This window comes from Flavobacterium sp. GNP010 (genome assembly GCF_056428945.1).
Genome location: NZ_JBWJVK010000012.1, coordinates 1 through 23,290 on the forward strand (window position 1 = coordinate 1; position 23,290 = coordinate 23,290).

Here is a 23,290-nt window from a genome sequence, read left to right on the forward strand (position 1 = left end):
CTACCTTAATCAATACTACTGAACACTAAAAACGTGAACACTGATCACTTTTTTACTCTTTCCTCATTTTGTTTCACAAAAGCATCCCACCCAGTATAACTTTTTTCACCAATTACTTTCCCCGAATTGAAAAAATGACAAACCGCAGCGGCCAATCCATCAGTTGAATCTAGGTTTTTAGGTAGTTCTTTCAGCCCTAAAAGTTGCTGTAGCATTTTGGCAACCTGCTCTTTTGTAGCATTTCCGTTTCCGGTAATCGCCATTTTTATTTTCTTGGGTTCGTATTCTGTAATTGGTATGTCTCGAGAAAGTCCAGCCGCCATGGCCACACCTTGCGCGCGGCCTAACTTCAGCATCGATTGCACGTTCTTGCCAAAGAAAGGAGCTTCAATTGCAATTTCATCCGGATGGTGTGTATCGATTAATTCAATGGTTCGTTCAAAAATGATTTTTAGTTTTTGATAATGATTGTCGTATTTGGACAATTGCAACTCATTTAATTGCAAAAATTCCATTTTTTTATTGACAATTTTTATCAATCCAAAACCCATAATTGTGGTTCCAGGATCAATTCCTAATATGATGCGTTCGTTTGACAAAAGATTTGTTTAAAGTTTAAAGTTCGAAGTTCAAAGTTTTCGTTTCTTTGTAACAATGATTTCAATTCCACACAAAACTAAACAATTACTCGTAGTTCTAATCAAACTTTTGATCGTTGGCGGTGCGTTTTATTTTATTTACAATCAACTTGCCAATAATGATAAATTAGATTGGCAAAAATTCATTGTTCTTTTCCAAAAAAATCAATCCATTGGTGGGATCGCCTTTATTTTGCTATTGAGTGTTTTAAATCGGTTTTTTGAAATATTGAAATGGCAAAACCTAGTAGCATTTATCCATAAAATATCTTTGGGCGAAGCAACTAAACAGGTTCTTGGCGCATTAACGGCCGGACTTTTTACACCAAATGGAATAGGCGAATATGCTGGAAAAGCATTGTTTTTCGAAAAATCAAATACAAAAAAAGTAATTTTCTTAAACCTGATTTGCAACGGAATACAAATGATACTGACCGTTATTTTTGGTTTTATTGGGCTGCTTGTTTTTAATGCGCAATACCATGTGATTACGACAAAAACGGCAGTGCTGCTTCTTGCAGTGCTACTACTGCTTTTCCTAGTTTTATTTTTAGTCAAAAAAATTACAATTAAAGGGTATTCTATCGAAAAACTGATTCATAAGATTAATGAAATCCCGAAACCCATTCATCAAAAAAACATCTTTTTGGGTATTTGTCGTTATTTGGTTTTCTCGCATCAGTACTTCTTTTTATTTTTGGCTTTTGATGTTGATTTGCCATACCTCACGATGATTGCTACGATTTCATCTGTTTATTTTCTGGCGTCTTCGCTGCCTACTTTTCAATTTTTGGACTTTGCCGTTAAAGGAAGTGTTGCTGTTTATTTCTTCGGGATTTTAGGCGTCAACGAATGGATTGTAATATTTATTTCTACTTTGATGTGGTTTCTCAATGTGGTATTACCAGTTGTAATTGGTAGTTATTTTGTCTTGAATTTTAAAACCCTCTCCCCTCCCGAAGCTTCGGGACTTTCCAAAGGAGAGGAAGACGAAACTATATAAAATAATTATGATTCCAATTGTTTTATTCCTTATAATCCTCATCTATTGCTTGGCGATACTAGTCCTGATTTATGGTTTTACCAAGGTGAATACAACCGAAAATAACGGCTTAACGCCAAAAACAAAATTCTCCATTATCATTCCATTTCGGGATGAAAATGAAAACTTGCCGCTTCTATTAGACAGTTTTTCGAGTTTGAATTATCCAATAGATTTATTCAAAGTGATTCTAGTTGATGACGATTCTAAGGAAAAGTTTAAAATACAACGGTTAAAGTTTAAGGTTTCAATCGTAGCTAATAATCGGGTTTCAAATTCACCTAAAAAAGATGCCATTGTAACCGCAATGCAAATTATAAATACGGACTGGATAATTACCACCGATGCCGATTGTGTAGTTAATAAAAACTGGTTATTGACCTTGGATAATTACATTCAGCTTCATGATGTTGCCATGATTGCCGGAGCGGTAACGTATACTTGTGGCAATTCATTTTTACATCATTTCCAGCAATTGGATATAGCAAGTTTACAAGGCGCTACCATTGGGAGTTTTGGTATTAATAAAGGATTTATGTGCAATGGCGCTAACTTTACGTATACCAAATCCTTTTTCCAGGAATTGAATGGCTTTCATGGAAACGATACAATTGCCAGTGGCGATGATGTTTTCCTTTTGCAAAAAGCGATTGCTAAATTCCCTGAAAAAGTAAGTTATCTAAAATCTATAAATAACATTGTCATTACAAAACCATTAGATAATTGGAAATCATTATGCTATCAGCGCGTTCGATGGGCCTCAAAAACAAGTTCGTATCAGAGTGCTTTCGGGAAAGGATTGGGACTGCTCGTATTTGCAGGGAATTTGTGTTGGGTTTTGAGTATTGGGCTTTGTTTCTTTGATGTAGTACCTACTCCGATTGTCTTTATGATAATCGCATCAAAGTTTACTGTAGACACCATTTTGATTTATAAAACCAATCGTTTTTTAACCAATAACAAAATCCGGTATTTGATTTTGAGCACTTTGTTCTATCCTTTTTTTAGTACGAGCGTGGCTCTGTATTCTTTGTTTGGAAAATACGAATGGAAGGGGAGAAGATTCTGATTTGCACTACAACCATAGCCCAGATGGTAACGGCATCCTTTTTCTTTTTTCTTTAAAAAGAAAAAGATACAGTGAACAGCTGGAAATAGCTCCTCATTAAACTTCGCTAAGAACAATAAAACTACTCTACTTTTAAAATTACCGGCAGTATAAATTGCGTTTTCACGGGGATTCCACGTTTGATGGCTGGATTAATTTTGGGAAAATTAACTAAACGGACTTTAAGAATACTATCGATTTTAGTTTTGTCATAGGCAACCGAATCTTTAGGAAATTGAGGCTCGAATTGCATTGTAGCATTAGGAAAAATAGTCACCTTTACCTCTATCGTGTCCAGTTCAGGATAAAGAACCGAAAGAGTATCAACACTTAACTTTTCTTGAATCAGCTGCGTTAAAACTTCGAAAAAACACTGTTGACGTTGCTTTTTATCTTCTATTTTTTCACAATCTACTACCGATGGGTATTCATCGACTTCTTTCCAGTTAATGGATTTCAGTTCCTTTTGTAACAATTCCTTTTCCGAAGGGATTTGCTTGTCAAAGTATTGACAGGAATTAAAAATGAGAAATACGAAAAAGAGATAATACTGCTTCAAGGTTTTGTTTTTGAATGGAACTAATAGGATCTAAAATTACACTTATTTTTTTTGAGATGCTTTCAAAACTAAATAATCTTCATAGGCTTCTGCAAACCATTTCTTTTTGTTTGTAGCAGCAATTTCTTTTTGATCTGGATACAATGCCGCCAATCGATCTGAAAAAATAGCGATTTGTATGGTATAGGTATAGAATTCCTGTTTTGTCAACAGTAGCGATGGATTTGATTTTTTATCAAAAAATTCAAAAAAAAGCGCATCAAACTCTTTCAAAGAATAATTTAATACTTTTACTCTATTTTCATTGTAAATAATTTCTTTTACAGACATATCCTTGTCCGTAACTTTTATTTCTTGGGCATGTATAGTCCAATACGAACAAGTAAAAAAGACGATAATCGATAATGCTATATTAAATTGGAACTGTTTCATGAGTTAAATACAATGCTGATTTTGTATTTTCAAAATTACTAAAAATAAATGTATGGATGTACTGCTTTTTGCTCTTGGTTTTATTTGTATAATTTTAGGGGTTTTGGGTAGTTTTTTACCCGTTTTACCTGGACCAACATTAAGTTGGGTTGGATTACTGCTCTTGTACTTTACAGTTGCTGTACCAGCCAATTATTGGGTTTTAGGAACTACATTGTTAATTACAATAATTATTTCCGTTTTAGATTTTGTAATCCCAGCCAAAGGCACTAAAAAATTTGGCGGTAGCTCTTATGGGGTATGGGGAACTACTATTGGATTAATCGTTGGAATTCTTGCTCCAGTCCCCTTTGGATTCCTTATTGGACCTTTTATTGGTGCTTTAATAGGTGAGCTTATATTTGATCTCAATGATCACAAACGCGCTTTGAAAGCAGCCGTAGGTTCATTCATAGGCTTTCTAGCATCAAGCTTTATAAAATTTGTCCTTTGCGTACTGTATTTGGGATTGTTTTTGTGGATTGTTTGGCAACACAAATCCGAGCTATTTTAAAGGAGTTTTTGATTCTTTGCTCAGCAAACGAACCTACTTTAAAATCAAAAAAGCTATCCACCAAGGTGGAAAGCTTTTCATTGGTCTAACTACTAAACCCGCTACGAGTTACAAATTCGTAGCAAACAACACAACTAACGTTAAAAACCTTAATGGGGCAAAAAAGCCTTTCTGTTACGAAAGGCTTTCCCCAATATTGCGGTCTGGACGGGACTCGAACCCGCGACCCCATGCGTGACAGGCATGTATTCTAACCAACTGAACTACCAAACCTCTGCGTTATTGCGGTGGCAAAGATACAATAGATTTCCGTTTACACAAGCGTTTTTTTAAAAAATATTTGATAAAATTTAGATCTCTTAGCCAAAGTTTTGTTTTTCAACTAAGTATGTCATTAAAATTTTTTCAAAATTTTCACCAACGCTTACTGGAATGTACTTTATTCGGTTTTGCGAGCAGGTTAACGCTAACTTTTTAAAGTAACTTTCCACCTGTTTTTCATATTCTTCTTTGACTGTATCGGCAAAAACAGCTACCTCTTCTCCTGTTTCTACATCAATAAACTTCCTTGGAGCATTATCAAAATCAAAATTCAACTCTGTTTTGTTATCGACAACGTGAAATAAAACTACTTTATGCTTGTTGTGCTTTAAGTGCTGCAAAGCATTAAACAAGGCTTCTTCTGATCCATCAGCACTAGACTGAAACATATCTGTAAACAAGATAATCATGGAACGTCGGTGAATTTTTTCAGCAATTTGATGCAAAAAGGTAACCGTATCAGTACTTTTTTTAGCAACTGGCTTTGTCAACAATCCTTCTAGCGCATTCAAAATCATCCTATGATGGCGATCACTACCTTTTTCAGGCGCATAGTACTCATAAGTATCTGAATACACACTTAATCCAATAGCATCCCGCTGTTTCTTCAACAAATTCATTAAAACTGCTGAGGCCAAAACTGAAAAACCAATTTTATTCTCAAAAAACTGCTGGTTCTCTTTCAATTTAGGATAATGCATCGATGACGAATTATCGATAATAATATGGCAGCGAAGGTTGGTTTCTTCCTCGAATCGTTTGGCGTACAAACGATCGGTCTTGGCATATAATTTCCAATCAATATGCTTGGTACTTTCGCCTACATTGTAGACTTTGTGCTCTGCAAACTCTGCCGAAAAGCCATGAAACGGACTTTTATGCATTCCTGAAATAAAACCTTCTACGACCTGATTGGCCAGCAACTCTAGGTGCTGAAAACTGGAAATTTTCTCTATTTGCGATTCTATCTTCATATCTCAAATGTATTTAAAAAGAATGAAAAATTTAATACTTTAAGGATTGAAAGATTGAAATAATTAATGGAGCAGCTGAATTAAATTTAGCTAAAACAAAAAAAGGCTTGACTTGCGCCAAACCTTTTAATTAAATCTCAGTAGATTTTATATCAATCCTACTCTATTTTACAACAAAGCATCTAAACTATCAGCATACGTTTGCTTTGGAGCAACTCCTACTTGTTTTCCTACTACTTCACCATTATGAAAAACCAAAACTGTTGGGATATTTCTAACACCGTATTTAGCAGCAAATTCTTGGTTTGCGTCAACATCAACTTTTCCTATAACAACTTTTCCTTCGTACTCGTTGCTTAATTCATCAATGATTGGACCTACCATTCTACAAGGTCCGCACCATGCTGCCCAAAAATCAACCATCACCGGTTTATCTGATTTCAAAACTACTTCTTCAAAAGTAGCATCCGTTATTGCTAATGCCATAATATTTTATTTAAAGTTTATGGTTTGACTATTTTGATGTTTCAAACCCAACTACAAATTTAGAAATTAAAAACAAATCAAACACTATTCGTAAATTAGTTTTGACTATTAATCTATTATCAATCCCTATTTGCTTTATAAATTAATGCTTTTTCTGGAGCAATTTCCTGCTGTTCGCTATATCTTTTCCTTTTTAAAGAAAAAAGGAAAAGGATGCCGCTACCATCAGGGCTAAAAATCTGTGTTCTCCAATCTTATTTTTTTTTAAAATAAAAAAGGGATGCTTTCACAAACATCCCTTCACGTATAAAAAGCTATATTACAAGCTATATTTTAGTCCAAGTGTTAAACCTAGACCACTAATACCAACATAAGAACTTATATCATCAGAAGCTTTCGTACTATCAAAACCGGCCGAGTTAGTAGCTTTGTTATTTGAAGTACTATTAATTTGATCTACATAATTAACGTGGTTTACAGAATAAGATGCATCGGGACGAAACGATGTAGGCGTATTTAAATTATCTACTCCATTTTCTGTATAAACTTCTGTTTCTTTAGACTTTCCATGTACTGTGAAATTACGGTATTCTAATTCTCCATATACTGAAATATTTTTTCCTAGCTTATAAGAAGTACCTACAACTGCCATAAAACCTACAGTTGGGTTTGGCAATACTTTTTCTTTAGAGTATGTATTTACATTTCCACTAGGAGTAGTATACGTTCTGTTTGTTTCAATGGTTAAATTTCCAGAAACCGGCACAATTACCCCCACTTTTGTATACGGTTCAAAACCTTTAGACTCCCCTAAAAATAGAACAATTGCTGGAGCCAAATCAAATGCGGTAATTGTTCCCTGTGCTTTCCCGGAAGCGAAAACAGGACCAGGAGCCACTAACCTATTAACGGTTTCAACCATAGTTTTACTGTTGCTTTTAAAATGATTAAATCCCATCTCAAAACCCAACCTTGAAGAAACACGGTAACCTCCTGTTACACCTACTCTAAATCCTTCACCAAAGGATCCGTGATTTGTTTCTCTTGAAAGTAAAGTTGTTCCGTTAGAAGCATAAACATCCGTGTTAGGCAACTGACCTGAAACCACTGGAAATTCTGTTGCAGCCGTTTGCATAAAATACGATCCTCCCAATTTAAAATACCAACTTTCTTTTTTCTCTGTTTGTCCAATCATCGCGATTGAAAAAACCATAAATCCCACTACAAATAACATCTTTTTCATAACATCTTTTTTTAACATTTTTGCAAAAATAGGTCATTTAGACTAAAGATTATTCATTAAATCACTTTGGAAATATGTTAAAACTAATGATTATTTAATAATCAATAAGTTGCAAAATCCAAAAAGCTATATTCATTTAGAAGGAAAAAATTTCGCTATCATTTACAATAGAAAAAAGAGACGAAAAAGAACTTATTTAATTCAATTTAAAATTTACTTGCATTTTTTCGAGCTCCATTAGTAATTCATTCGAAATTTTAATTTTTAATTTTCTACTCGGCATTGTTAGCTTTGTAATTACTTTTATTTCTTCAACCTCCTCTACTTTTGCTAATACTGTTGTCTCTAAAATCTCGTTACCTTCCATTTCAGTATCGTCATTTACTTCTACAAAGGCTTCTTCGTCATTATCTATATTTGTTGCTGCATTTTCAACAATCCGCTTGATTTTTTCTAATTCCATGATTTCAAATGAAACCGTATTATCTCCTTTATTGTCTTGAAAAAGATGACTCAATTTATGAATAAAATCCGCCTCTAAATCGGCAATATTCAAAAGCACAACTAGTTTTCTAGCAAAAGTTTCCAGTACATCCTGTAATTGTTTGACCTCAACAAATTGCAACCTTGGCTCTCCTTTTTTACCTGTATCGCGATCTGTCCAACCTTCTTTTACCAACACTTTCATATAAGTAAAATTATTTTGAATAAAAAAATGACGAAACTTCAAATACTCTTCTCCAAAAATTCGAAACTCATAACTTTCATCATACCCTTCGAGTGTAAACATGCCCCACCCCTTGCCATTCTTAGCTATTCGATGCTGCACATTATTGATAATTCCTCCAAAAGTCAAATTTTTACTCAAGTAAAGATCCATATTTCTCAACGCTTCTAACTTAGCGTTACAAAAATATTTCATCTCAAATTTATAATCGTCTAGCGGATGTCCCGAGATGTAAATCCCAACAACCTCTTTTTCTTTTGCTAATTTCTCCATCGTACTCCAATCCTCACACGGTGGCACGATAGGCTCGGCAATTTGCACGTCACTAGCATCTCCAAATAAACTTACTTGTGCAGAATTCTCATTTTCTTGAAATTTCACACCATACCGAATCGCTTTTTCGTAGAACGTAATTCCATCACCATCATCATGAAAATATTGTGCCCGTGTCGTCCCTAAAAAAGAATCAAATCCTCCTGCCAAAGCCAGATTTTCAATCGCTTTTTTGTTGGCAGCACGCAAATCTATTCGCTTTGCTAAATCAAAAATCGATTTGTACTTTCCATCTTTTCTGTTTTCAACAATCGTTGCAACTGCCCCAGAACCCACTCCTTTTATAGCACCCATTCCAAAACGAACGGCGTAATTATCATTTACAGTGAATTTGTAAAACGATTCATTCACATCTGGCCCTAAAACTTGTAATCCCATACGCTTGCATTCTTCCATAAAAAAGGAAACCTGCTTGATATCACTCATATTATTAGAGAGTACCGCAGCCATATACTCTGCAGGATAATTTGCTTTTAAGTAAGCCGTTTGATAAGCAATCCAAGCATAACAGGTAGAGTGTGATTTATTAAAGGCATATTCCGCAAAAGCTTCCCAGTCTTTCCAGATCTTCTCTAACTTATCTTCGGCATGTCCTTTGGCGGCAGCCTGACTGATAAATTTCGGTTTCATTTTATCTAAAACATCCTTTTGCTTTTTTCCCATCGCTTTACGCAAAACGTCGGCATCACCCTTAGAGAAATCTGCCAGTTTTTGGGACAAAAGCATTACTTGCTCCTGATAAACCGTTATTCCGTAGGTATCTTTTAGTAATTCTTCGCAGGCATCAAGATCATAAATAATCTCTTCTTCACCGTTTTTTCGCTTGACGAAACTCGGTATATATGCAATAGGTCCCGGACGATACAAGGCATTCATGGCAATCAAGTCGGGAAAAACCGTTGGTTTCAATTCCTTCATGTATTTTTGCATTCCTGCGCTCTCGTATTGAAAAATCCCTACGGTTTCTCCACGTTGAAAAAGCTCATACGTCTTAACATCATCAATAGGAAATGTATCTGGATCGAGATCAATATTACTTCTATATTTTACTAATTTGACCGTATCTTTTATCAAAGTCAATGTTTTCAAACCCAAGAAATCCATCTTCAATAAACCAGCACTTTCCACGACCGAGTTATCAAATTGAGTTACATACAAATCCGAATCTTTGGCTGTAGCCACTGGAACAAAATTTGTAATATCACTTGGAGTAATGATAACTCCACAAGCGTGAATACCAGTATTCCTTAGGTTTCCTTCTAAAACTTTAGCTTGCTGAATGGTTTCTCCACCCAAATCATCTTCATTAGCAAGACCTATTAATTCTTTTATTTTATCGTATTCCTCTGGACGAACCGCTTTTTTTATAATGTCTTCTTTTTCATTTAAAAAACGAGCCAAATTCCACTTAGAAGGCATCATGCCCGGAATTAATTTGGCAATTTTATCAGCTTCGAATAATGGTAAATCAAGTACACGAGCCGTATCACGAATTGCCGATTTGGTTGCCATTTTACCATAGGTAATAATTTGCGCCACTTGTTTCGAACCGTATTTTCGAATCACATAATCCATTACGCTACTGCGTCCTTCGTCATCAAAATCGATATCAATATCGGGTAGTGACACACGATCGGGATTCAGGAAACGCTCAAAAAGCAGGTTGTACATTAGCGGATCTATATTCGTAATTTTCAAACAATACGCCACCACCGATCCCGCCGCAGAACCACGACCTGGACCTACCGAAACGCCCATACTTCTGGCTTCGGCAATTAAATCCTGTACAATCAAGAAATATCCAGGATAACCAGAATTAGAAATGGTCAATAATTCAAAATCCAATCGTTCCTGAATTTCTTCAGTAATTACGGGATAACGCTTTTTAGCACCCTCAAAAGTAAGGTGCCTCAAATACGCATTTTCACCACGTACTCCGCCATCAGCTGCGTCTTCAGGATTATTAAATTCAAATGGAATTTCAAATTTTGGAAGCAATACTTCTCGTGCCAAATCGAAAATTTCAATCTTATCAACAATCTCCGAAATATTCGAAATCGCCTCAGGCAAATTGGCAAAAAGCTGTTTCATTTCGTCTCCCGACTTGAAATAGTATTCCTGATTGGGCAGTCCGTAACGATAGCCGCGGCCACGACCAATAGGAGTAGTTTGCTTTTCGCCATCACGCACACACAGTAAAATATCGTGAGCATTCGAATTTTCTTTGTCTACATAAAAGGTATTGTTTGTCGCAATAATTTTAACATCATGTTTCCTTGCCAATGAAATCAAAGACGCATTCACCCTATTTTCATCTTCTTGATTGTGACGCATAACCTCAATATAGAAATCGTCTTTGAACTCGTTTTTCCACCAGATCAAGGCTTCTTCAGCTTGGTTTTCACCAATGTTGAGGATCTTATTTGGAATTTCGCCATACAAGTTTCCAGACAAAACAATAATATCTTCTTTGAATTCCTGAATTACTTTTCGATCAATTCTAGGAACATAATAAAATCCTTCCGTATACGCAATCGAAGACATTTTAGCCAAATTATGATACCCTTTTTTGGTCTTCGCCAAAAGTACTATTTGGTATCCGTTGTCCTTAACCGATTTGTTTTTATGGTCTTCACATACAAAAAATTCGCAACCTACAATTGGTTTCATCGGAACTTCGGTAGGTTCTTCACCATTTTCAACAGCCGCTTTATTTTTGGCTTCAGCCGCCTTATTATGATATAAAATATCGCGGACAAAATGAAAAGCACCCATTAAATTGGCATGATCCGTCATAGCAACCGCAGGCATTTTTTGCTGTGCTGCCGCTTTTACCAATGCCGCAATACTAATGGTAGACTGCAATACCGAAAACTGCGTGTGATTGTGCAAATGCACGAAAGGCGTATCAATAAGCCCCTTTTTATTCTCAGAAAGTTCTGCTCTAGAAACAGCTGGCGCTTGTTTTTCTCCAAACTGTTGACGAATTTTATCTGAAGCTTCCTTAAGATTAATATGTTTTAATCCAATGAGTTTAATCTCACTTGGATTCTTATTTTGAAAATCTTTAAAATAACTAGCTGGAACATCGAGTTCTTCCTTGGTAAAAATTTCGCGACGTATTAACTCCAAGAAACAACGCGTAGTTGCCTCGACATCGGCAGTCGCATTGTGCGCTTCACCGAAAGGTTTATTGAAAAGATACGAGTGCAGTTCCGTTAACGTAGGCAGTTTAAATTTACCACCACGGCCTCCTGGCAATTTCAATAAGGAAGCGGTAACTTCAGTACATGTATCTAGAATAGGCATCGAGCTCATTTGGCTTTCTACTCCCATTCTGTAAAACTCACAACCCATAATATTGATATCAAAACCTAAATTCTGACCCACAATAAATTTAGCTTTGCCTAATGCGATATTGAATTTTTCTAAAACTTCCGCCAACGAAATTCCATCGGCCTCAGCCAATTCTGTAGAAATACCGTGAATGCGTTCCGCGTCGTACGGAATATTAAAACCCTCGGGCTTCACCAAATAATCTTGATGCTCGATGACTTTTCCCATATCGTCGTGCAACTGCCATGCGATTTGAATACATCGTGGCCAGTTATCTGTGTCAGAAATGGGTGCGCCCCAACGCTTTGGTAATCCTGTAGTTTCAGTATCGAATATTAAGTACATATCTGGATTTGAAGTGTTTGAGATTTTAAAAAATCGCAAAAAATGAATTTCAAATTTAGTTTTTTTTGAGTAGAACTGAACCTAAGTTATCAACAAAAAATAAATTTATTTTACAAAAATATTCTCCTACTAAAACTACAATCACTTTGAACAAATCATCTCAATCGTACTTTGTTATAAAGATAAGATGACCACATATTAATTTTTGGATGTCGTAGTATTTCATCGAAAAAAATACCGAAATACAATTAAAAAAAAGTTGACTTATTACTTATGTCAAGTTTAAATACAGTTTAAACAAAAGTCAAAAAGTGAATTTAAAATTAAAAAAAATCCCATTTAATTAAATATTCACAATCATAACGGCTTTTAAGACCTGAATACTAACTATTTCTTAATTATCAAAAAATAAAAAAACTGTCGATACATTTTATAAAAATAAAAAACGCAGTACTAAAAAAGAAGTCTAAAAGACAAAATTTAATTAATAAATATCCGGATGAGATTTTGGGCATCGTAAAAAATGAAATACTCAAAAATGTAGATTTAATACTTTTTTTAGATTTGCTTTATTAGTTATAATCACAGTCAGTTTGACTAAGAAATATTAAAAACAGTACAAATGAGTTCTACATTATTTGATAAAGTATGGGATGCACACGTGGTGCGTAAAATTGAAGATGGACCTGATGTGTTTTTTATTGACCGCCATTTCATTCATGAAGTGACTAGCCCGGTGGCTTTTTTAGGTTTAAAAGAAAGAGGAATTTCAGTTTTATATCCGGAGCGCACTTTTGCAACTGCGGATCACAACACACCCACAATAAATCAACATTTGCCGGTTCAAGATGCTTTATCAGCGAATCAATTAAAAGCACTTGAAGATAATGCTGCTGAATATGGTATCTCACACTGGGGTTTAGGACATGCACAAAATGGAATTGTACACGTGGTAGGACCTGAAAACGGAATCACCTTGCCGGGAGCTACCATAGTTTGTGGCGATTCGCATACCTCAACTCACGGTGCTTTTGGTGCTATCGCCTTTGGCATCGGGACTTCTGAGGTCGAAATGGTTTTAGCAACCCAATGCATCATGCAATCCAAACCAAAAAAAATGCGTATTAACGTAAATGGTAAATTGAGCAGAGGTGTTGGGCCAAAAGATGTGGCGCTTTATATAATCTCTCAATTAACAACTTCAGGCGGTACCGGATATTTTGTCGAATATGCAGGAGATGTTTTCGAAGACATGTCTATGGAAGGTCGCATGACGGTTTGCAACTTGAGTATCGAAATGGGGGCTCGTGGCGGTATGATTGCTCCAGACCAAAAAACTTTTGATTTCTTAGAAGGACGTTTGTATGCGCCGAAAGGTGAAGCTTGGAACAAGGCAGTTGCATATTGGAAAACATTAAAAACCGATATGGACGCTGTTTTTGATTCAGAAGTAACTATAAATGCTGCAGACATTGAACCTATGATAACGTATGGTACAAATCCCGGGATGGGAATTGGCATTTCTGCAACTATTCCGACCGCTAGTCAAAAACAAGGTGGAGCCGAAACGTATAAAAAATCTTTAGCGTACATGGGTTTTGAAGAAAACGATGTGATGATTGGCAAACCTATTGATTTTGTTTTCTTAGGAAGTTGCACCAATGGTAGAATTGAAGATTTTAGAGCTTTTACAGAAATTGTAAAAGGAAGACAAAAAGCAGACAATGTAACCGCTTGGCTAGTACCTGGATCTCATGTTGTGGAAGCACAAATTAAAGAAGAAGGATTATTAGACATCCTTACCAAATCTGGATTTGTATTGCGCCAACCCGGTTGTTCCGCTTGTTTAGCTATGAATGACGATAAAGTTCCTGCAGGAAAATATGCAGTAAGTACTTCCAACCGAAATTTTGAAGGACGTCAAGGTCCTGGTTCCAGAACCTTACTTGCTAGTCCAATTATGGCAGCAGCAGCAGCGGTCACAGGAGTTTTAACAGATCCAAGAGAGTTGTTCTAATTGAATGTCAATTTCAATGGCAATAACAATATCAAACGAGAATTAAAAATAAAAAGGTTTTAGTTTTTTAAAAGTCAATTTTTCAAAAGGAAAGTCTGAAATCTAAAATAATCAATCACAATGGCATACGATAAATTTAATATTCTTACGAGTAGTGCAGTACCACTACCAATAGAAAATGTGGATACCGATCAAATTATCCCAGCTCGCTTCCTGAAAGCAACAGAACGCAAGGGTTTTGGCGACAACCTTTTTAGAGACTGGCGATACAATTCAGATGATACGCCAAAAGCAGATTTTGTCTTGAATGACACCACTTACTCTGGTAAGATTCTAGTGGGTGGAAAAAACTTTGGCTCTGGTTCCTCGCGTGAGCACGCCGCTTGGGCAGTTTATGATTACGGTTTTCGTGCCGTAATTTCTAGCTTTTTTGCAGATATTTTTAAAGGAAACTGTTTAAATATTGGCATTTTACCGGTGCAAGTAAGCCCTGAATTTGCTGAAACTATTTTCAAAGCTATCGAAGCGGATCCCAAAACAGAATTGGAGATTAATTTACCTGAACAAACGATTACTTTATTAGCAACTGGCACTAAGGAGTCTTTTGATATTAATGGTTACAAAAAAAATAATATGTTGAATGGTTTTGATGATATTGACTATTTGCAAAACATAAAAAAGGAAATTGTTGCATTTGCCAATGCCTATCCTTACTAAAAACATACAAGTATAATTTATCAATATTACGCTTGATACAGTTGTAAAGCTAGATTGCTGCTTTTAAATTTTTAGAAAATAAAAAAGCAAAGCTTCTAATTACGAGAATCACAGCCGCTTTTAGCAGTACATATATAATGGAAAAAAGAAAAATTGAAATAATGGACACCACACTTCGCGATGGAGAACAAACATCAGGAGTGTCATTTTCTGCTGCAGAAAAATTAACCATTGCGCAATTATTACTGGAAGAATTACAAGTTGATAGAATCGAAATTGCCTCAGCGCGTGTGAGTGAAGGTGAATTTCAAGGTGTAAAAGGGATAATGACTTGGGCCAAAGAAAAAGGATACGCCCACCAAATCGAAGTATTGACTTTTGTTGATAATGGACTCTCTATCGAATGGATGAAAAATACGGGCGCAATTATTCAAAATTTATTAACCAAAGGATCTTTGAATCATTTAACTCATCAGTTAAAAAAAACGCCCGAACAACATTTTACTGAAATAGCACATACTATTGCTTTGTCGACAGCAAACAATATAGAGACCAATGTTTATTTAGAAGATTGGAGTAACGGAATGCGCAATTCTCCTGAATACGTGTTTGAATATTTAGACTTTCTAACCCAACAACCCGTCAAAAGAATCTTACTACCAGATACTTTGGGCGTTTTAATTCCCTCAGAAACTTTTGAATTTATTTCTAAAATTATAACTCGATATCCAAATTCACATTTTGATTTTCATGCACACAACGACTACGATCTAAGTATTGCTAATGTTATGGAAGCAGTAAAAGCAGGTATTCATGGGCTCCACGTGACCGTAAACGGAATGGGAGAGCGAGCAGGAAACGCACCTCTAGAAAGTACAGTTGCCGTAATTAATGATTTTTTACCACATGTAGCAATTAACGTCAAAGAATCTTCTTTGTATTCTGTAAGTAAGTTAGTCGAGACGTTTACGGGTTACCGAATTCCAGCAAATAAGCCAATTGTAGGTGACAATGTATTTACGCAAACAGCTGGAATTCATGCCGATGGAGATAATAAAAATAACTTGTATTTTAATGATTTACTTCCGGAACGTTTTGGCAGAAGGCGAAAATACGCATTGGGAAAAACATCAGGTAAGGCCAATATTGAAAAAAATTTACAAGAACTAGGCTTGCAACTTAATCCCGAAGATCTTAAACTTGTCACACAACGAATTATTGAATTAGGTGATAAAAAAGAGACGGTTACTAAGGAAGATTTACCCTATATCATTTCAGATGTTTTAGACAGCCAGTCCTACCAAGAAAGAATCGTAGTAGAATCGTATATCTTATCGCATGCCAAAGGACTGCGTCCATCAACTACTTTGTCTTTAAAAATTGATGGAGAAATTATTGAAGAACACGCGCAAGGTGACGGACAATTTGATGCATTTATGAATGCTTTGGCAAAAATATATAAGAGTAAAAATTTAGAACTACCAAGACTGATTGATTATGCTGTCCGGATTCCGCCAGGAAGTAGTTCTGATGCCTTATGTGAAACCATCATAACTTGGACCAACGGAGGAAAAGAGTTTAAAACGCGAGGATTAGATTCTGACCAAACAGTAGCCGCAATAATTGCAACACAAAAAATGCTGAATGTAATCCCCTCCAATCCCCAATCTTCGGAACTCACCGAAAGGGAGGGAGCCAAACCGAAATTGGAGCTTGAAAATTTGAAATAAAATTAAAGAAACACAACACAAACGACAAACCCAATCCTTCAAAACCCGGTCTACGCATCCTTCGGAGGGGGCTGAAGAGAGGAAAACACAATTAATATGAAATTAAAAATAGCACTTTTAGCTGGAGACGGAATAGGACCCGAAGTAATCAATGAAGCCGTGAAAGTTTCTGACGCCATTGCTAAAAAATTCAACCACGAAATCACTTGGACACCGGCACTTACTGGAGCTTGCGCCATAGATGCAGTAGGCGTTCCTTATCCTGATGCAACCCACGAAATCTGCTTAGCTGCTGATGCTGTTTTGTTTGGCGCTGTGGGACATCCCAAATACGATAATGACCCCACTGCTCCGGTACGGCCTGAACAAGGATTGTTATTGATGCGTAAAAAGTTGGGCTTGTTTGCTAATGTACGTCCCACTTTTACATTCCCGTCTTTAATTGACCATTCTCCTTTGAAAAGAGAACGCATCGAAGGAACGGATTTAATTTTTTTACGAGAACTGACAGGCGGAATATACTTTGGAGAAAAAGGAAGAAAAGACAATGGTGAAACAGCTTTTGACACCTGTACTTACACCAGATCTGAAGTGAAACGTTTAGCTAAAAAAGGATTCGAGCTAGCGATGACTCGTACTAAAAAACTATGCTGTGTTGATAAAGCTAACGTTCTAGAAACCTCGCGCCTGTGGCGAGAAACAGTACAAGCAATGGAAAAAGAGTATCCAGAAGTTACAGTAAGTTATGAATTTGTTGATGCCGTTGCAATGCGATTAGTGCAATGGCCCAATTCTTATGATGTTTTAATAACGGAGAATTTATTTGGCGATATTTTAACCGATGAAGCGTCGGTTATTTCAGGTTCCATGGGATTAATGCCTTCTGCATCTGTTGGAGAACATACTTCATTGTACGAACCTATCCATGGTTCGTATCCACAAGCAACTGGTTTGAATATTGCAAATCCATTAGCGACAGTATTATCCGCAGCGATGATGTTTGAAGATGCTTTTGGATTAAAAGACGAAGCAAATGCCATTCGATCAGTAGTTAACAAATCCTTAGAACAAGGAATTTTAACTGAAGATTTATCTGCTAAGGATTCAAAGGCTTATAAAACTAGTGAGGTAGGAGATTGGTTGGTTGCTAATCTATAAAAAATGTAGGTGGTAGAGACGCACTGCAGTGCATCTCTACCGTATCCAAACAAAAAAGGTGTCAATTTTCATTGACACCTTTTTTTATAGCTAGAAAAAAATATTAATATCCTCCTCTGTTTCCACCACCACGGTTATCTCCACCACGGCTGTTTCCACCACCATAACCACCGCGTGAATCTCCACCACGACTGTTATTGTTAAAACTTCTTCTTTCACCTTCTGGTTTAGGCTCAGATTTGTTTACTACTATTGCACGTCCTTGAACAGTAGCTCCGTTCAATTCGTCAATTGCTTTTTGAGCTTCGTCATCGTTTGGCATCTCAACAAAACCAAAACCTTTACTTCTTCCTGTAAATTTATCTGAGATAATTTTAACTGAATCTACTGCTCCGTAAGCCTCGAAAGACTCTCTTAAATCTGCTTCCTCAATACTGAATGGAAGGCTTCCAACAAAAATATTCATATGTACTTATTTAAATAATAGAACAAATGTACTGCTATTTTTCTCTAATCTACTACATATTAGCTTATTTATGTTTTATTTCACTTTTAAAAAAAATAGGAGCTGCAATAGTGAAACTATGTAATGATTAGTATTTATAAGAAAACAGCCCCAAAATTAGGGAATTAAAGATTTTTCTACTGGAATTTTATAAAAAACACCTTGTTGAAAATTGACAGTTGCATTCGCCTGAGAACTGCTATCGGTGTTTTCAGCACTAAATTTAAAGGTCCCAGTAACAGTCTTGTTGATTGCATCATATTCGGTGATTATAATTTGGCCTTGACCAACACCAAAACCAGTTGTATACGTAGTTAGACCAGTAGCCGGATTAGTAATGGTACAAACTGCTTTACTTGCCTCACTTGTTCCAAGAAAATAAGTTTGAGGCTCAGCAGAAGCAGTTTTCAAGGATATCGTTTCGTTTACAATAAGGGATTCTATTAGCAAGGATCCATCTGAAGCAATAGTAGCTTTTGATCGCACGCCTCTCCAAAACACATTGTCTTTTAGACCCTGAAAAGAAGGATTGTTGAAACGAACGTCGTCCTCACAGGAAAGCAAGCCAAAAAAAACAAGGGTTATCAAAAAATATTTTTTCATAATAATTCACTTTTGTGAGGAACAAAAATAGGACATTAGACCTAAAATAAAAGACTATTGCTACAAAAAACAAAACTATTGCTTTGCTTAATACCCTAAAATTCATTAAAATAGTACAGCAGTTAGCATTTATCGATAAAAAATGTATCTTTGCACCCTTAATTAATCGAGGTCGAGTACCTCAAAATTTAATCACAAGATTATGTCAGTAAAAATTAGATTACAAAGACACGGTAAAAAACAAAAACCTTTTTACTGGGTTGTAGCAGCAGATGCTCGCTCAAAAAGAGATGGTAAATACCTAGAGAAAATCGGTACTTACAATCCAAACACAAACCCAGCAACTATCGAGTTAAACCTTGAAAGTGCAGTAAAATGGTTGCACAATGGTGCACAACCAACTGATACTGCTAAAGCTATTCTTTCTTACAAAGGAGCTTTATTGAAACACCACCTTGATGGAGGTATTCGTAAAGGTGCTTTGACACAAGAACAAGCTGATGCAAAATTAGCTGCTTGGTTAGAAGCTAAAGCTGGAAAAGTTGATGCTAAGAAAGAAGGTTTGACTAAAGCACAAGTTGCTGAAAAAGCTAAAGCTTTCAAAGCAGAGCAAGAAGTTAATGCTAAACGTTTAGCTGCTGCCGCACAAGCTGAGGCTGATGCTATCGCTGCTGCAACTCCTGCTGTTGAAGAGGAAGTTGCTGAAGTTGAAGCTGAAGAAGCTCCTGCTGCAGAAGAAAATAACGAAACAACTGAAGCATAATTTTAGAAGGCGACAATGCGTAAAGAAGATTGTTTCTACTTAGGTAAAATCGCTAAAAAATTTAGTTTCAAAGGGGAAGTTCTTGCCTATTTAGACACGGACGAACCTGAGTTATACGAAAACTTGGAATCAGTGTTTGTTGAATGCAACAAACACTTGGTTCCATTTTTTATTGAAAGCAGTTCGCTGCACAAAAGCGATTTCCTTCGAATTCGTTTTGAAGATATGAATACCGAAGAAGATGCCGATGCAGTAATTGGCAACGACTTATATCTTCCCTTAAATATGTTGCCAAAACTTACCGGCAATAAATTCTATTTCCACGAAGTAATTGGTTTTGAAGTTGAAGACAAACGTCTAGGCGTTGTTGGAAAAATAGAATCTATAAATGACACTACAGCTCAGCCTCTATTTGAAGTTTTAAACGGTGATGTAGAAATTCTTATTCCTATGATTGACCATTTCTTGGTTAAAATTGATCGTGAAAACAAAAAAGTAATCATGGATTTACCAGAAGGGTTAATTGAAATGTACCTTTAGTTTATTTTTTGAACCATTAAGAAATTAAGGTTCATTACGTTTTTTCTTAATTCCCTTAATTTCTTAATGGTTTAATTTTTTTGTCTTCATGTCTAAATTCCAATTTAAACAATTTTCTGTTGAACAAGATCGCTGCGCCATGAAAATTGGTACTGATGGCGTTTTGTTGGGTGCCTGGACGCCAATTGTTAACAATCCATTTAGCATTTTAGATATTGGAACTGGAACAGGTATAATTGGACTGATGTTGGCACAACGAAGCAACGCAGAACAAATTGACGCTTTAGAAATTGACGAAGACGCCTATGAGCAAGCTGTAGATAATTTTGAAAATTCTCCTTGGAGCGATCGGTTATTTTGTTATCATGCTGGCTTAGACGAATTTATAGAAGAGCCTGAAGACGAATACGATTTAATTGTTTCCAATCCTCCATTTTATACTGAAGATTACAAAACTGATAACGAACAGCGTGATTTAGCCCGTTTTGCTGATGCAATGCCTTTTGAAGAATTGATTGAGGCCGCCGATTTATTACTATCTGAAAACGGAATATTCGCCGTAATCATTCCATTTAAAGAAGAAGGTCGTTTTTTGGCGATAGCCAAAGAATATGAGCTATACCCTTTTAAAATTACGCACGTAAAAGGAACACCAACCACTGAAATCAAACGTAGTTTATTGGCTTTTAGCCGAAGTGAAACTCCTAATTTTCCAGTTGACAAATTAATTATCGAGACTGCTAGGCATAGTTACACTCCAGAATACATTGCCTTGACTAGGGATTTTTATTTGAAGATGTAAAACTTCTTTTAAACAAAACCTAAATTTTCGTAGTTGTCCGTTTAATTTAAACTTTAGTCGTACATTAGAAATTAATTTTACAAAACAACCAATTTTTAAAAAATATAACAATTGTTAATGCTTTTGTTATATTTCTTTATGTAAATTTGTGCTCTATAAAATTCATAAAACCATGAAACCAGACTTATTCCAATCTCCAGATTATTATAACTTAGATGATTTACTGAACGAAGAACACAAACTAGTGCGTGACTCTGCACGTGCTTGGGTAAAACGTGAAGTATCTCCTATTATAGAAGAATACGCTCAAAAGGCAGAATTCCCAAAACAAATCATAAAAGGTCTGGGAGAAATTGGTGGTTTTGGTCCTTATATACCGGAAGAGTATGGCGGTGCTGGTTTAGATCAAATCTCATACGGCTTAATCATGCAGGAAATTGAGCGCGGAGATTCTGGTGTTCGTTCTACATCATCTGTTCAATCATCGTTAGTAATGTATCCTATTTGGAAATACGGAAACGAAGAGCAACGCGTAAAATATTTACCAAAGTTGGCTACTGGTGAATACATGGGCTGTTTTGGATTAACGGAACCTAATTACGGTTCTGATCCAGGAAGTATGATTACAAACTTTAAAGATATGGGAGACCATTATTTATTGAATGGTGCCAAAATGTGGATTTCGAATGCACCTTTTGCTGATATCGCTATTGTTTGGGCTAAAAATGAGGAAGGACGAATTCACGGTTTAATCGTAGAACGCGGCATGGAAGGTTTTACTACTCCTGAAACTCATAATAAATGGTCGCTTCGTGCATCATCAACAGGAGAATTAATTTTTGACAACGTAAAGGTTCCAAAAGAAAACTTATTGCCTAATAAATCTGGTTTAGGCGCACCACTAGGTTGCCTTGACTCGGCTCGTTACGGTATTGCTTGGGGTGCTATTGGTGCTGCTATGGATTGCTATGATACCGCTTTGCGTTACGCTAAAGAAAGAATTCAGTTTGACAAACCAATTGCAGGAACACAATTACAACAAAAGAAATTGGCCGAAATGATTACCGAAATCACCAAAGCACAATTACTAACTTGGAGACTTGGTGTTCTACGAAATGAAGGACGCGCCACAACCGCTCAAATCTCTATGGCTAAAAGAAACAATGTAGATATGGCAATTCATATTGCTCGTGAAGCCAGACAAATGTTAGGCGGAATGGGAATTACAGGTGAATATTCTATCATGAGACATATGATGAACTTAGAATCTGTAATTACGTATGAAGGCACGCACGATATTCATTTATTGATTACAGGAATGGATATTACCGGAATTCCTGCATTTAAATAATATCGGATATATTTAATCGTTTTTGTTTTTTTTAAAAACCATAATTATAGAAAAATCGTAACTTAACATACGAGAGTTTATATTCTTTTAATACTAAACAGTTATAAAAGAATTAGTAAAATTGATTACAAAAGCTTCTTGGAAACAAGGAGCTTTTTTATATTTGTTAAAAAATACCACCTATGAATATTGACACAATCAACAATAGTATTCAGCCCCAAAAAGAACTATTGTTACAACATTCTTTGTACAACAAAGTTAAATCCATCGAGGATTTACATTGTTTTCTTGAAAATCACGTATACGCCGTTTGGGATTTTATGTCTTTATTGAAAGCCTTACAATCTAAATTAACGTGTACGACAACTCCGTGGTTCGCCACAACCAATCCACAAACTAGATATTTGATCAATGAGATTGTGGTTGCCGAAGAGTCTGATTTGACAATCGATGGCCAACGTTCTAGTCATTATGAAATGTACATCGAAGCGATGAAAGCGTGCGGAGCTAGCACGACGGGAATCGAACATTTTTTATCAGAAGTAAATTCGCTGAAAAATATTTTTGTAGCGATCAAAAAAAGCAATTTACATCCTAATATTAAAGCCTTTTTAGATTTTACTTTCCGAGTTATTGAGGAGGGAAAATCACATGAAATTGCTGCAGCGTTCACTTTTGGACGAGAAGATTTGATTCCGAGTATGTTTACTGCTATTTTGAAAAACTTTCAGGCTAATTTCCCTGATACCGATTTAAGCAAATTGATATACTATTTTGAAAGACATATCGAATTAGATGCTGATGACCACGGACCTATGGCCATGAAAATGATAACGGAACTTTGCGGAACTGATGCTCAAAAATGGTCTGATGTTGAAGAAGTATCGAAAATGGCCTTAGAAAAAAGAATTGGATTATGGGACGCCATAGAAGAGTCCCTTATTCTGAAAGTAGAACTGGCGTAAAACCAATAGTTTCTTATATACGTAACTATTATTTGGAAACGA

The 23,290-nt window shown here is 36.0% G+C and carries 21 protein-coding genes and 1 tRNA gene; 12 read left to right on the plus strand and 10 right to left on the minus strand.

Features of this window, described 5'->3' with window-relative positions:
- Positions 1-44: 44 nt before the first annotated feature.
- Positions 45-599 carry a crossover junction endodeoxyribonuclease RuvC gene (gene ruvC / locus AC061C_RS06760; RefSeq protein WP_478290541.1) on the minus strand — a complete coding sequence of 185 codons (555 nt, stop codon included), beginning with the start codon at positions 597-599 and terminating at the stop codon, positions 45-47.
- Positions 600-654: 55 nt separating this feature from the next.
- On the opposite strand from ruvC, the gene AC061C_RS06765 reads away from it, so the two are divergent.
- Together AC061C_RS06765 and AC061C_RS06770 are read left to right on the plus strand one after the other, a co-directional pair.
- Positions 655-1,641: a hypothetical protein gene (locus tag AC061C_RS06765; protein ID WP_478290542.1), complete on the plus strand. Its 987-nt coding sequence runs from the start codon at positions 655-657 to the stop codon at positions 1,639-1,641.
- Between the two features lie 7 nt (positions 1,642-1,648).
- Complete coding sequence (locus AC061C_RS06770; protein WP_478290543.1) at positions 1,649-2,749, plus strand: glycosyltransferase family 2 protein; 1,101 nt, start codon at positions 1,649-1,651, stop codon at positions 2,747-2,749.
- Between the two features lie 121 nt (positions 2,750-2,870).
- Here AC061C_RS06770 and AC061C_RS06775 read toward each other — a convergent pair whose 3' ends face one another.
- Both AC061C_RS06775 and AC061C_RS06780 read right to left on the minus strand, forming a co-directional pair.
- The gene (locus AC061C_RS06775) at positions 2,871-3,347 is read right to left on the minus strand and encodes a hypothetical protein (protein WP_478290544.1); all 477 of its coding nucleotides are present in this window, start codon (positions 3,345-3,347) and stop codon (positions 2,871-2,873) included.
- A 42-nt stretch (positions 3,348-3,389) separates the two neighbouring features.
- Positions 3,390-3,779 carry a hypothetical protein gene (locus AC061C_RS06780; protein WP_478290545.1) on the minus strand — a complete coding sequence of 130 codons (390 nt, stop codon included), beginning with the start codon at positions 3,777-3,779 and terminating at the stop codon, positions 3,390-3,392.
- Positions 3,780-3,831: 52 nt separating this feature from the next.
- Between AC061C_RS06780 and AC061C_RS06785 the strand changes: the two genes are divergently transcribed.
- The gene (locus AC061C_RS06785) at positions 3,832-4,332 is read left to right on the plus strand and encodes a DUF456 domain-containing protein (protein WP_478290546.1); all 501 of its coding nucleotides are present in this window, start codon (positions 3,832-3,834) and stop codon (positions 4,330-4,332) included.
- A gap of 199 nt (positions 4,333-4,531) precedes the next feature.
- On the opposite strand, the gene AC061C_RS06790 is transcribed toward AC061C_RS06785, so the two are convergent.
- From AC061C_RS06790 to dnaE, 5 genes are all read right to left on the minus strand, one after another.
- Positions 4,532-4,605 (minus strand) — tRNA-Asp (locus AC061C_RS06790).
- Positions 4,606-4,691: 86 nt separating this feature from the next.
- The gene (locus tag AC061C_RS06795) at positions 4,692-5,627 is read right to left on the minus strand and encodes a DUF58 domain-containing protein (protein ID WP_417946469.1); all 936 of its coding nucleotides are present in this window, start codon (positions 5,625-5,627) and stop codon (positions 4,692-4,694) included.
- 168 nt (positions 5,628-5,795) lie between these two features.
- Positions 5,796-6,113: a thioredoxin gene (gene trxA, locus AC061C_RS06800; protein ID WP_066083169.1), complete on the minus strand. Its 318-nt coding sequence runs from the start codon at positions 6,111-6,113 to the stop codon at positions 5,796-5,798.
- A gap of 319 nt (positions 6,114-6,432) precedes the next feature.
- A complete protein-coding gene (locus tag AC061C_RS06805) occupies positions 6,433-7,356 on the minus strand; it encodes an outer membrane beta-barrel protein (protein WP_478290547.1) in 924 nt (307 codons plus the stop codon).
- 196 nt (positions 7,357-7,552) lie between these two features.
- A complete protein-coding gene (dnaE, locus tag AC061C_RS06810) occupies positions 7,553-12,097 on the minus strand; it encodes a DNA polymerase III subunit alpha (protein WP_478290548.1) in 4,545 nt (1,514 codons plus the stop codon).
- 622 nt (positions 12,098-12,719) lie between these two features.
- Here dnaE and leuC point away from each other — a divergent pair.
- From leuC to leuB, 4 genes are all read left to right on the plus strand, one after another.
- Positions 12,720-14,114, plus strand: a complete 1,395-nt coding sequence (gene leuC / locus AC061C_RS06815; protein WP_478290549.1) for a 3-isopropylmalate dehydratase large subunit — start codon at positions 12,720-12,722, stop codon at positions 14,112-14,114.
- 120 nt (positions 14,115-14,234) lie between these two features.
- The gene (gene leuD, locus AC061C_RS06820; protein WP_478290550.1) at positions 14,235-14,831 is read left to right on the plus strand and encodes a 3-isopropylmalate dehydratase small subunit; all 597 of its coding nucleotides are present in this window, start codon (positions 14,235-14,237) and stop codon (positions 14,829-14,831) included.
- Between the two features lie 137 nt (positions 14,832-14,968).
- The gene (locus tag AC061C_RS06825) at positions 14,969-16,561 is read left to right on the plus strand and encodes a hydroxymethylglutaryl-CoA lyase-like TIM-barrel protein (protein ID WP_478290551.1); all 1,593 of its coding nucleotides are present in this window, start codon (positions 14,969-14,971) and stop codon (positions 16,559-16,561) included.
- Between the two features lie 96 nt (positions 16,562-16,657).
- Positions 16,658-17,719, plus strand: a complete 1,062-nt coding sequence (leuB, locus tag AC061C_RS06830; protein ID WP_478290552.1) for a 3-isopropylmalate dehydrogenase — start codon at positions 16,658-16,660, stop codon at positions 17,717-17,719.
- A 103-nt stretch (positions 17,720-17,822) separates the two neighbouring features.
- On the opposite strand, the gene rbp is transcribed toward leuB, so the two are convergent.
- Positions 17,823-18,185 (minus strand): RNA-binding regulator, encoded by a 363-nt coding sequence (rbp, locus tag AC061C_RS06835; protein WP_309758564.1) that lies wholly within the window; start codon positions 18,183-18,185, stop codon positions 17,823-17,825.
- A gap of 156 nt (positions 18,186-18,341) precedes the next feature.
- Entirely contained in the window at positions 18,342-18,827 is a 486-nt protein-coding gene (locus AC061C_RS06840) for a DUF6252 domain-containing protein (protein ID WP_478290553.1), read from the minus strand.
- 202 nt (positions 18,828-19,029) lie between these two features.
- Between AC061C_RS06840 and AC061C_RS06845 the strand changes: the two genes are divergently transcribed.
- The 5 genes from AC061C_RS06845 (at position 19,030) to AC061C_RS06865 (ending at position 23,248) form a co-directional block, all read left to right on the plus strand.
- Positions 19,030-19,590 (plus strand): 30S ribosomal protein S16, encoded by a 561-nt coding sequence (locus AC061C_RS06845; RefSeq protein ID WP_417946481.1) that lies wholly within the window; start codon positions 19,030-19,032, stop codon positions 19,588-19,590.
- Between the two features lie 15 nt (positions 19,591-19,605).
- Positions 19,606-20,130, plus strand: coding sequence for a ribosome maturation factor RimM (gene rimM, locus AC061C_RS06850; protein WP_478290554.1), 525 nt, complete (start codon positions 19,606-19,608; stop codon positions 20,128-20,130).
- Between the two features lie 88 nt (positions 20,131-20,218).
- A complete protein-coding gene (locus AC061C_RS06855; RefSeq protein ID WP_478290555.1) occupies positions 20,219-20,932 on the plus strand; it encodes a tRNA1(Val) (adenine(37)-N6)-methyltransferase in 714 nt (237 codons plus the stop codon).
- A gap of 172 nt (positions 20,933-21,104) precedes the next feature.
- Entirely contained in the window at positions 21,105-22,283 is a 1,179-nt protein-coding gene (locus AC061C_RS06860) for an acyl-CoA dehydrogenase family protein (protein WP_478290556.1), read from the plus strand.
- 182 nt (positions 22,284-22,465) lie between these two features.
- Entirely contained in the window at positions 22,466-23,248 is a 783-nt protein-coding gene (locus tag AC061C_RS06865) for a DUF3050 domain-containing protein (protein WP_478290557.1), read from the plus strand.
- The last annotated feature ends 42 nt before the right edge of the window (positions 23,249-23,290 follow it).